Below are 10,737 nucleotides of genomic sequence, written 5' to 3'. Positions count from 1 at the left end.
TTTAACCTTCTGGCTCGGGATAAGAGGCTTGCGAAGGGGCTGGTTCATTCAGCAGGTTGCCCCAGTCGGTGCGTTGTTCCATTTGCTGGCGAGTGTTTTGATCGACTGTCGGCTGGGCGCTGTACCACCCGCCGCCAAGGGCTTTGTACAGGGCGATCAGGTTGCTCACGGCATTACTGCGGCTGAGCAGGTAATTGTCCTGCTGTTCGAGCAATGCGCGTTGAGCGTCCAGCACGCGCTGGAAGTCGGAGTAACCTTCCCGGTATTGGGTGCTGGCCAGGCTCAACGAACGCGCGGCGGCGACCTGTGCTTCACCCAGGATGCGCTCGCGTTCCAGGGATTTGATCAGGCTGCTGGCGGCATCATCGGCCTCCCGTGCGGCCTGGCGGACTTTGTCGCGATAAACCTCAATCAGCTGCTGCAACCGCGCATCCTGTATGCGCACGTTGTTGCTGATCTGGCCGTGATCAAACAGGTTCCAGCGCAAACTGGGACCGCCGATCAGATCCAGGCTGTTGGAGGTGCCGCTCAACGTATCGGTGGTCCAGACGATGCTGCCCAGCAAGGTCAGCGACGGATAAAAGTCGGTTTGTGCCACACCGATCAGTGCCGACTGGGCCGCGACATTGAGCTCGGCGGCGCGCACGTCCGGTCGACGCAACAACAGGTTGGCCGGCACGTCTTGCAGCACGGCTTGGTCCACCAGCGGGATCAGTCCCTCGTTTTCAAGCAATTGGGGCAGGGCGCTGGGTGGCTGTCCGATCAGCACAGCCAACGCGTTACGGGTGCGCACTACTTGCGCCTCAAAGTCCGGAATGCTGCTCAAGGTGCCCAGGTATTGGGTCTTGGCTTGTTGCAAGTCGAGTTCGGCGCTCTGGCCACTGTTGAACAGTTTTTCGGTGATCTCAAAGTTGCGCTTTTGCTGTTCGGCGTTTTCTCTGGCGACGCGCAAACGCGCTTCGGTTGTGCGCAACGAAAAGTAGGTATCGGCCACCTGAGCACGCAGCAGTACAAGAACGTCTTCATAGTTGGCTTGAGCCGCAAAGTAACTGGCATCGGAGGACTCGATGGCTCGACTGAAACGCCCCCAGAAATCCAATTCCCAGCCGACATCAAAGCCCGCGCTGTGTTGCCAGAAGTGGCTGTCTTGCGGGTTGCTGCCGCCGGACTGCTTGCGGTTGAAGTACAGACTGTCGGCGCTGGCCTGTTGCAGTTGCGGATAACGCCCGCTTTGCGCAATGCCCAACCGGGCACGGGCTTCCATGACGCGAAGGCCGGCAATTTTCAGGTTGGAATTGTGCGCATCCGATTCGGCGATCAGCGCGTCGAGGACCGGGTCGGCGAACACTTGCCACCATTGGCGAATGTCGGGGTTCAGGCTTCGTTGGCTGGCTTGCTCAAGCGCGGGGCTGCTCCAGAGTTTTGTCCAGGCCTCGCCGGGGGGCTGAAAATCCGGCCCCAGACGGACACAACCGCCAAGGCCAAGGACGAGCAGCAGAAGCAGTGGACCGGAGCGCGTCAGCATCGGTGCACTGATCGTAGATCTTGGGAAAACGTCATCCGAACATACCTGATATTGAAATGGCGTTGGTTACTGGTTCGCTTAGGTTAGTACAGCTGCGACAAATACAAGGTCATGTTGAATGATCCGGGATCGACTAACTGCTACGCTTCTGAAGATCCATTAATCCCGGCCAAAAAATGAAGGTTAAGAAGACCATGAGCAACCCTCAGGATGACAATGCATCTAGTTCCGCTGGTTGGCGCTTCAAACTGGGCATCGCGATTATCTGTTTGATGCTGGGATCCTGGCTGATGGTGCCTCTCGCTGCCGCAGTGGATGTGCCCGGCTCAAAGATCGCGGCACTGACAGGCGTTTTGTTTATCAGCAACAAGGTTCTGTTAATTCTCGTCATTGCCATTATGGGCAAATCCGGCTTTCAGCAACTCAAGCGCAGCATGTTCGGTTACGTCTCCACACTTGCACCGGCAGACGTGGAAGTAGGCCCGGCTCGCCATAGAATCGGCCTCGTGATGTTTTGCCTGCCGCTGATCTCGGCATTTCTCGAACCTTACATAGATACTATCTGGCCGGGGCTGAGACCCAATATCTGGCAGCTCCAGGCGCTGGGCGATGCCATGTTGATCGGCAGCTTTTTCGTGCTGGGGGGGAATTTCTGGGACAAGGTACGTGCGTTGTTTATTCGCACGGCACGTGTCGTTAATACGGGCGCGGTGTGAATCACCTCTAACGCGAAATGATCCCGTGATCGATCGCGTACTTTACAAGTGCGGCGGGTTTGTCGATGTTGAGCTTGCGACGGATGCTCAGGCGATGAGTTTCTACAGTCCGCACACTGATATCCAGTTCACGAGCCATTTCCTTGTTGTTCAGCCCCTGAGCCATCTTGTACAGCACCTGGCTTTCGCGCGGAGTCAGCTCGTTGTCGCTACTTTTATCGGCAATGAGCCGCTGTGCGATCTCGGCACTGTAGAACGTCCCGCCGCTGACAATGGCTTCGATTGCCGCAATGATTTCCCGTGAAGGCGCATTCTTCAGCACATAGCCGCTGGCACCCGAGCGAACGGATTCACTCACGTATTCATAGTTGTCGTACATGCTCAGCACCAACACCTTGAGCGACGGGTATTGGCTGCGTAACAACCGCGTCAGCTCAAGGCCATTGATGTCCTTCAGGCTGATGTCGACCAGCAACAGATCCGGCTGGCAGCGCCCGACCATTTCAATGGCATCGGCGCCATTCTCGGCTTCTCCCACCACTTCCAGCTGCGTCATGACCCCCAGCAGCGATTTGATTCCGTCGCGGACCAGGGAGTGATCGTCAACCAGGGCGACGCGGATCGGGTAGGGCAGGTTCATCGCAGGCATTCACTCTAATTGTTATGGGTTGAGTCAGCGTTCTGTACCGGGCAGTTTCATCGGCAGCAGCACGTCCAGCTCACTTCTTCCCGGCATCGAGGTCAGGTCGAATCGACCGCCAAAATGCTCGACACGTTCACGGATGTTGCGCAGGCCAATGCCCGCGTGACGACGTTCGACTTGGGCGACGTTGAAACCGATGCCGTCATCGACCACTGTCAAACGTACGGACTTTTCAGAACCGTGCAGGGTAATGATGACGTTTTTTGCTTGTGCGTGGCGTTCGATATTGGTCAGGCCTTCTTGCACGATGCGAAACAACGAGACGGCGGCGCCATCGACCAGATGACAGTCGAATTCGTTATCGTTGAAAGTCACGACCAGACCGCTGCGCTGCTCGAATTCTGCGGCGAGTTGACCGATTGCCGCCGGCAGGCCGAGGGTGTCGAGCAGCGACGAGCGCAGGTCGTGAGAGAGGCTGCGAACTTCGCCAATCGCATCCCCGAGGCGCTCCGTGGCGTCTCTTAAAATGCTCAATCCCTTGTCTTGTCCATTCTCCAGCACATGGCTGGCCAGTTCGAACTGAAACTTGATAGACACCAGTAGCTGGCTGATGCCGTCGTGCAGCTCTCGGGAAACCCTCGACCGTTCTTCCTCCTGCAGACTGACAATGCGTTGGGTCAGGCGCTGGAGTTTTTTGTCGGCCAGGCGATGCTCGCTGACGTTCAACGTCATGCCGCTGGCGAAGACAAACAGCACCGCCACAAGGGCCACCGCGGCAATGGCCAGCATGGTTTTGCGGATGCCCTGAGCCACCTCGTCACGGGCCTGTCGGGTGGCGCGTTCAACGTCTTCAAGGTAGATGCCGGTGCCGAGCATCCAGCCCCAACGGTCCAGCATCACCACGTAAGCGAGCTTGTCGGTCACTTGGCCGGAAGAGGGTTTGTTCCAGGCGTAACGTTGAAAACCTTCGCCCGATTGCGCACTTTTAAGCAACGCCTGGATCACCGGCAAACCGTGAGGGTCGGTCATGTCCCACAGGTATTTGCCCACCAGCTCTGACTGGCGCGCGTGCATCAGGCTGCGACCTTCGCGGTCGTAGACGAAGAAGTAGCCGTTGATGCCAAAGCTGAGCTTGCGCAGTTCTTCGAGCACTTGTTGCTGCGCGCGCGCGTCACCCCGGCCGTTGTCGTACAGCGGCGCGATCAGGCTCTGGGCCATTTCGACGTAGTTTTTCAGTTCTGCGCGCTTGCTGGCCAGAATGCTGTCTTCGATCAGTTGCGCCTGTTGATCACCCAGTTGGCGGTTCAGGGAAATCACCAGCGCGCAGATGACCGCGATCGCCAACACCAGCGGCAGGATCCCGAGCGCGACGATTTTGTGTTTGAGCTGCATCTCTACTCCTGGCCAGACCGAGGGAAGGCGAAGGCCAGGCATCATATGCCAAAGATACGCGCCTCCAGTAGCAATGCTGGACAGAATGACCTGTGGCCATGATGAAACACAAAAACCTGTGGGAGCGGGCTTGCCCGCGATAGCGGTCTGTCAATCAACGGTTGATGTTGAATGTACTGGCCTCATCGCGGGCAAGCCCGCTCCCACAGGTGTTGCATTTCATCCGAGAGATCAGCGGCGCCTGCGTAGAACTACGTAGACGCCACGTACGTAGTAACGCGGATTTATTTGTCGACAGCATGGGCGGATATTGGGCCCGCTCCGCAATGCGGACACAATTATAATAATTACCGCCGCAGCCACTGGCTGTCGGCAGGAGACACGCTATGCCCCGTCTGGCTAAACACCTCGCCTGGTTTGCCGTGGCTGTCCTGGGAGCGTTTGCGCTAAGTGTCGTGGCCCTGCGCCGCGGCGAGGCCATCAACGCCCTCTGGATCGTAGTCGCAGCAGTCGCTATTTATCTGGTCGCATACCGCTATTACAGCCTGTTCATCGCCACCAAGGTGATGCAGCTCGATCCCAATCGAGCCACTCCCGCCGTACTCAACAATGATGGTCTGGACTACGTACCGACCAACAAACACGTGCTCTTCGGACACCACTTCGCAGCGATCGCTGGCGCAGGCCCGCTGGTAGGCCCGGTCTTGGCGGCGCAGATGGGCTACCTGCCCGGTACGCTGTGGCTGATTGCCGGGGTGGTGCTGGCCGGTGCGGTTCAGGACTTCATGGTCCTGTTCATGTCCACCCGCCGTAACGGCCGTTCCCTGGGCGACATGGTCCGTGAAGAAATGGGCCGCATCCCCGGGACCATCGCGCTGTTTGGCTGCTTCCTGATCATGATCATCATCCTCGCGGTGCTGGCGCTGATCGTGGTCAAGGCCCTGGCCGAAAGCCCTTGGGGCATTTTCACGGTGATGGCGACCATCCCGATCGCGATGTTCATGGGCATTTACATGCGCTACATCCGCCCGGGCCGCATCGGTGAAATCTCGGTGATCGGCGTGGCGTTGCTGCTGGGTTCGATCTGGCTGGGCGGGCAGATTGCCGCTGACCCGGTGTGGGCCAAGGCGTTCACCTTCACTGGAATCCAGATCACCTGGATGCTGATTGGCTACGGTTTCGTCGCCGCAGTACTACCGGTGTGGCTGATTCTGGCGCCGCGTGACTACCTGTCGACCTTCCTCAAAATCGGCACCATCGTTGCGCTGGCGATCGGCATTCTGATCACCATGCCCGACCTGAAAATGCCGGCATTGACCCAGTTCATCGATGGCACCGGGCCGGTATGGAAAGGTGGGTTGTTCCCGTTCCTGTTCATCACCATTGCCTGTGGCGCGGTGTCCGGTTTCCACGCACTGATTGCTTCCGGCACCACGCCGAAGTTGCTTGCCAATGAAGGTCATGCCCGTTACATCGGTTACGGCGGCATGCTGATGGAGTCCTTCGTCGCCATCATGGCCATGGTGGCTGCGTCGGTGATCGAGCCAGGCGTGTACTTCGCCATGAACAGCCCCGCAGCCCTTGTAGGCTCCGATGCTGTTTCGGTGGCTCAGACCGTCAGCAGCTGGGGTTTTGCGATCACGCCGGAAGCTTTGCAAGCGGTGGCCAAGGACATCGGTGAAACCACCATCCTGGCCCGGGCCGGTGGTGCGCCGACCCTGGCGGTCGGTATCGCGCAGATCCTGCATCAACTTCTGCCGGGTGAAAACACCATGGCGTTCTGGTACCACTTCGCAATCCTGTTCGAAGCACTGTTCATCCTGACCGCGGTGGATGCCGGCACCCGTGCCGGGCGTTTCATGCTGCAGGATTTGCTCGGCTCCTTCGTGCCAGCGCTCAAGCGCACCGAATCCTGGACCGCCAACCTGATCGCAACCGCCGGTTGCGTGGCGATGTGGGGTTACCTGCTGTATCAAGGCGTGATCGACCCGCTGGGCGGGATCAACACCTTGTGGCCACTGTTCGGCATCTCCAACCAGATGCTGGCGGGTATCGCGCTGATGCTGGCAACTGTCGTATTGATCAAAATGAAGCGCCAACGCTACGTCTGGGTCACCATGCTGCCAGCGGTGTGGCTGCTGATCTGCACCACCACGGCAGGCTTCATCAAGCTGTTCGACGCCAACCCGGCAATCGGCTTCCTGGCGCTGGCGAAAAAGTACAGCGACGCCTTGGCCAACGGCCAGGTCCTCGCGCCGGCCAAAAGCATCGAGCAGATGCAGCATGTCATCTATAACGCCTACACCAACGCAACGCTGACTGCGCTGTTTTTGCTCGTGGTGTTCAGCATTCTGTTCTTTGCACTCAAGGTCGGTATAGCCGCCTGGGGCACCAAAGAACGTACGGATAAAGAAGCGCCGTTCCAGGCTTTGCCGGATGCTTGATGGAGGAGGGTGCCCATGTTCAATGACCTGAGTCGCCTCGGTAAATACCTCGGTCAGGCCGCGCGCCTGATGGTCGGTATGCCCGACTACGACACTTACGTCGAGCATATGCAAACCAAACATCCGGACAAACCGCTGATGAGTTACGAAGTGTTCTTTCGGGAGCGTCAGGAGGCTCGTTACGGCAGCAAGGCGGGACCGAAGTGCTGTTGATGCGAAACTTTTAAGCGGCATCTTGCTTTAGGAGCCCGGCCTGCCGGCGATAGCGATCTTCGAGACGCTATCGTCGGCAGGCCGGGCTTTTTTGGTCACGGTGCTGGCGGTTTCAACGATACATCCGTTCCTCGAACGCCACCTTTCAGTCAAAAGCGGCGTGCAAGCCAGTCTCTCGTGGACGCTGGCTTGTTTGCGGGACGCACTGAAACCTAAGCTGTTCTCAAGTTACTGCTACTCGCTTGAGGAATCATCGCTAGCTGGACCTCGACTTTGTTTTCTTTTTTTGCCATCCAGCGATCGACGTTGATTTTATGTTCCGGCGACTGGGTGGCAGAGCCGTAAATATCTTCGGGGGTCAGTTTAAGGAAACTCAAGGCATGCAGCCGTTGCCGGGCTGTATTCAACCGACCTATTTCCGCTCTCAGTAAACTTGCTTCTCGCTGGTTCGCCTGACGGTCATATTGAAAGGCGTTGTTCAGTTCGGCTTCCTTCGTCTTCAAACGGTCCTGCATTTCTTGCAGTTGATAGTAGACCTGATCGTACTCAGTCTTGGTCACCACCGTGGTTCCGCTTTCCTGGGTTTGCTGCCAGCGACGCAATGTTGCCCAGGCGTACGGAATGTAGGAGGGCACCATGTAGTGATCACTCATGTGGAACAGTTGCTGCACAAAAGCGGCACGGTCGGGCAAGTCTCCGAACTTTTTCAATGCCTTGGTGCAGGCAGCCTCTTCGATGGAGTCGCAACCTGGATCCCAGAGAACGGCGGATTGCTCGCGTCCTTTAAACTGGACGGGCATGAAGTGGTGCAAATTACCGTGGTGCTCGTATGGCGAACCGCCCGTTCGCGACAGGCCTATAGCGAAAATAAGTGCGCCTAAAGGGGCGGTGACAAAACTGATGATAACGCCGGGCACCCAGATACTTTTGCGAGTGTTCATCCATGGCGCGGGAACACTTGGGATCGGGTCGTTGTTGTTGACCATGCGGTGATGGGCCAGCTCTGCAGCACCGTTGACGAAGTCGGCATCGCCGGCTCGTGGGGAGCCGTAGGTGTAGAGAAGGACGTCGTATTCGTTGGGATCACGTCGTAATGCTTCGGCTAGTAAGGTAGCGATCGCCCCACCAAGGCTATGCCCACAGACGATGATCTTTTGACCCGCGTAAAACTGATCGAGGTAGACCTTGATGAATTCGCTCATTGCTTTAAATGCGTCGTAAAAGCCTTGGTGTGCGTTACCTACACCTTCCACAAATGGAACTTGCTCTGCGTCAGTGTCCCGTAAGAAGTCCGCGCCTTCCAAGGTTCCTCGGATGGCGATCAGAATGATTTCGTCGTGGTGAGTTATGAACGCCTGGGTATCACTGCCACCTTTGATCTTGCCATCATCGAAGAAGTGCCATTTGGCGGGGTGCTCTTGTTTTACACCCAAGTCTGGCTTGTTTTGTTTGTACAACAAAGGGTCGAATGGCAGGATCTCGAAACGCTTTGAATAAGGTACATCTTCATAAATCGGATAATAAGCGGTTGTTTGGTCTTTGTTGACTTTCCAGGTTTCTATAAAGCTGGAAAGGCTATTGCCAAACATATAGCCGACGCTCGGGTCTAATGGGAATGATACCTTGTCGATGGGGTTTTCGGCTGGTTCTTGGCCGAAAATGCTGTAACTCAAGCTGGCAAACAAAGATAGTTGATACAAATTCAAGGCGCTGAACTTGTTATCTTTTGAAAGCATAGGTCGGAAAGCACGCAGTGGCCGAACTTCGAGGGTTGAGTGTTTGTTGGGAAGAAGAGCAACCCCCGATAAGTTTGACTTTTCCGGTCCGAAACCAAGGTCGCCCATCACCTTTAGCAAGTTTTGATTTGGTGGGTATTTACTTTTGGATTCAGGAGGTAAATGACTGCTTTTTTCAACAAGATGTCGAACCTCTACGTGAAAGAACTGGTCAGCTTTGGCTTTCGCAGGATTGTTTTCGACGCGCAAACCATCTTTTCGAACGAAGCGGGTTTTTTCGGCTCGTACCTGGAGTTCGGTAATTCTTAGCGGATAGTTTGGTCTTGTCATCAGCAGTTTATAATTTTTTTCGTCTCCTTTGTAAGCGTTATCAATAGTGAGAGCTACTGGTCCTTCATAATGGTTTTCAACTTTTGCAAAACCTTCAGCATCTAAAACTCCCTCATGGATTTGCTCTGTACTATCCACAAGTTTATAGGCGAGACCTGCATAGGGCTTACCATCTCCCGACTCATCCACTAGTTGAAAACTAACCCATGTGCCTCTGAGTGGGCAGGCGGGTTTAGTTTCGTTCAGTAGAGGTTGCGTTGGTTTTTTAACCGGCATAAATGAATTTCCTTATTCAGTGCAAGCCGGGTAGATGGTGCAGTCACGTCCATCCGGCATTTTGAAAGGCTTGAAATCAGTTTTATTGTCACCACAGAATGCGTAGGGATCCTCGATGCTGTCACCCATGCAGCGTTTCCAGCCAGTAGGAAACTTTACCCAAGTATCGCCTATAGCTGGTTTTTCCTCGTTTATCATAGTGAAGACTACTTTTACTGTCTTTCCTGCGAGCTGGTCACGTTGCAGAGCGCCACCGACAATTGAACTGGCTGTCTGGCTTTCATCAGTTGCCGTTTTGCATTTAAGTATCTTCGTGATGTAATTTTTTTTTCCAATAGTACGAAATAACCATTGGCACTCGTTCTGAAATACTATTGGTGATATGAGCGATTGGCTGTTTGCGATTCCATCTTGGAATGAAAGACCTGCATAGTCTCTCCCGATATCCAGTCGTTTTGCGCCATATTTGCCTTGAACCTCGAAACTAAAGCTATCCAGTACTAAAGGGCATCCTCCAGCCTTGCTGGATAGGGGGATCTCAAAGTTGGCAGTTTGCGCATCTTTGTTAAGCTCTTGCTCAAAGAATTTTAAGCCTGGGTAGTTTCTTCCCTCGCGGGGTGGAACAGTGCATGTTTCTCCAGTGCGGGGAACATACGACGCTTCACCTCTCAAGCGGAATTCAGGTGGGAGTTCAGTTAGTAGCGTGAAACTGTCAGATTGAGCAGACGAACAACCTGTAACCCCAAACGCTCCCAAACTGAGGATTACAACGCGGGTAATGCAACGGAAAAAGTCGCGAGTCTCCATAAATAAAGTCCTTATTCAGTGCAGTTGGGGTAGACGGTGCAGTCACGTCCATCCGGCATTTTGAAGGGTTTGAAATCTGTTTTATTGCCATCACAAAATGCGTAGGGATCCTCGAGGCTGTCACCCATGCAGCGTTTCCAGCCAGCAGGGAACTTCACCCAGTTATCACCTACGGCCGGGCTCTCCTCGCTTGAAATAGCGAAAATTACGTTTATTGTCTTTCCCGCGAACTGAGCACGTTGCATGGGGCCTTTAATATCTGAGTCACTTGCCTGATCCGGCGTTTCCACAGATTTACATTTCAGAAGTTTTACAATGTAACGGTCAGGTCCAGCGGTGCGAAAGAACCATTGGCACTGCTTCTGTAATACCAAAACTGAGGGCGGAACGGGACTGTCTGCATTTCCATCCCGGAACGAGATCCCTGTGTGGGCCCTACCTACATTCCGGAAGTCAGCACCATATTTGGCGTCAATCTCATAGGCGAAGGTGTCAAGCACCAAAGGACAGCCACCTTCCTTGCTCGTCAGCGGAACTTCGAAACGCGCCGTTTGTGCATCGTTACTCAGCTTCTGCTCAAAAAACTTCAAGCCCGGATAGTTCCTGCCTTTCCGAGGAGGGACCGTACAAGTCTCTCCCGTCCTAGGCACATAAG

At 55.1% G+C, this 10,737-nt stretch carries 9 protein-coding genes; 3 read left to right on the top strand and 6 right to left on the bottom strand.

The window, feature by feature from the left end; translation table 11 throughout:
- Position 1 precedes the first annotated feature (1 nt).
- Positions 2-1,525, bottom strand: a complete 1,524-nt coding sequence (locus tag AB7M26_RS21815; RefSeq protein WP_123496972.1) for an efflux transporter outer membrane subunit — start codon at positions 1,523-1,525, stop codon at positions 2-4.
- A gap of 194 nt (positions 1,526-1,719) precedes the next feature.
- On the opposite strand from AB7M26_RS21815, the gene AB7M26_RS21810 reads away from it, so the two are divergent.
- Positions 1,720-2,241, top strand: a complete 522-nt coding sequence (locus AB7M26_RS21810) for a transporter suffix domain-containing protein (RefSeq protein ID WP_123497077.1) — start codon at positions 1,720-1,722, stop codon at positions 2,239-2,241.
- Positions 2,242-2,248: 7 nt separating this feature from the next.
- Here AB7M26_RS21810 and AB7M26_RS21805 read toward each other — a convergent pair whose 3' ends face one another.
- A complete protein-coding gene (locus AB7M26_RS21805; protein ID WP_008072339.1) occupies positions 2,249-2,881 on the bottom strand; it encodes a response regulator in 633 nt (210 codons plus the stop codon).
- 33 nt (positions 2,882-2,914) lie between these two features.
- Positions 2,915-4,276, bottom strand: coding sequence for a cache domain-containing protein (locus AB7M26_RS21800; RefSeq protein ID WP_123496970.1), 1,362 nt, complete (start codon positions 4,274-4,276; stop codon positions 2,915-2,917).
- A 386-nt stretch (positions 4,277-4,662) separates the two neighbouring features.
- On the opposite strand from AB7M26_RS21800, the gene AB7M26_RS21795 reads away from it, so the two are divergent.
- Together AB7M26_RS21795 and AB7M26_RS21790 are read left to right on the top strand one after the other, a co-directional pair.
- A complete protein-coding gene (locus AB7M26_RS21795) occupies positions 4,663-6,720 on the top strand; it encodes a carbon starvation CstA family protein (RefSeq protein WP_123496968.1) in 2,058 nt (685 codons plus the stop codon).
- Between the two features lie 15 nt (positions 6,721-6,735).
- On the top strand, positions 6,736-6,933 hold the full coding sequence (locus AB7M26_RS21790) for a YbdD/YjiX family protein (RefSeq protein ID WP_008069978.1): 198 nt from the start codon (positions 6,736-6,738) through the stop codon (positions 6,931-6,933).
- 212 nt (positions 6,934-7,145) lie between these two features.
- On the opposite strand, the gene AB7M26_RS21785 is transcribed toward AB7M26_RS21790, so the two are convergent.
- The 3 genes from AB7M26_RS21785 to AB7M26_RS21775 are packed head-to-tail and all read right to left on the bottom strand — an operon-like array spanning position 7,146 to position 10,672.
- On the bottom strand, positions 7,146-9,275 hold the full coding sequence (locus AB7M26_RS21785) for a lipase family protein (protein WP_123496966.1): 2,130 nt from the start codon (positions 9,273-9,275) through the stop codon (positions 7,146-7,148).
- A 12-nt stretch (positions 9,276-9,287) separates the two neighbouring features.
- Positions 9,288-10,082 carry a hypothetical protein gene (locus AB7M26_RS21780; RefSeq protein WP_123496964.1) on the bottom strand — a complete coding sequence of 265 codons (795 nt, stop codon included), beginning with the start codon at positions 10,080-10,082 and terminating at the stop codon, positions 9,288-9,290.
- An 11-nt stretch (positions 10,083-10,093) separates the two neighbouring features.
- On the bottom strand, positions 10,094-10,672 hold the full coding sequence (locus AB7M26_RS21775) for a hypothetical protein (RefSeq protein WP_259698691.1): 579 nt from the start codon (positions 10,670-10,672) through the stop codon (positions 10,094-10,096).
- Positions 10,673-10,737 lie beyond the last annotated feature (65 nt).

The sequence above is a fragment of the Pseudomonas sp. F-14 TE3482 genome, from assembly GCF_053629455.1.
The sequence above is the reverse complement of the archived record's forward strand: the minus strand, read 5'-3'. Positions and strand labels throughout refer to the sequence as shown.

Excerpts from the sequence above, each read along its gene's own strand:
- AB7M26_RS21815 (WP_123496972.1), bottom strand. The coding sequence starts at position 1,525 with ATGCTGACGCGCTCCGGTCCACTGCTTCTGCTGCTCGTCCTTGGCCTT.
- AB7M26_RS21810 (WP_123497077.1), top strand. The coding sequence starts at position 1,720 with ATGAGCAACCCTCAGGATGACAATGCATCTAGTTCCGCTGGTTGGCGC.
- AB7M26_RS21805 (WP_008072339.1), bottom strand. The coding sequence starts at position 2,881 with ATGAACCTGCCCTACCCGATCCGCGTCGCCCTGGTTGACGATCACTCC.
- AB7M26_RS21800 (WP_123496970.1), bottom strand. The coding sequence starts at position 4,276 with ATGCAGCTCAAACACAAAATCGTCGCGCTCGGGATCCTGCCGCTGGTG.
- AB7M26_RS21795 (WP_123496968.1), top strand. The coding sequence starts at position 4,663 with ATGCCCCGTCTGGCTAAACACCTCGCCTGGTTTGCCGTGGCTGTCCTG.
- AB7M26_RS21790 (WP_008069978.1), top strand. The coding sequence starts at position 6,736 with ATGTTCAATGACCTGAGTCGCCTCGGTAAATACCTCGGTCAGGCCGCG.
- AB7M26_RS21785 (WP_123496966.1), bottom strand. The coding sequence starts at position 9,275 with ATGCCGGTTAAAAAACCAACGCAACCTCTACTGAACGAAACTAAACCC.
- AB7M26_RS21780 (WP_123496964.1), bottom strand. The coding sequence starts at position 10,082 with ATGGAGACTCGCGACTTTTTCCGTTGCATTACCCGCGTTGTAATCCTC.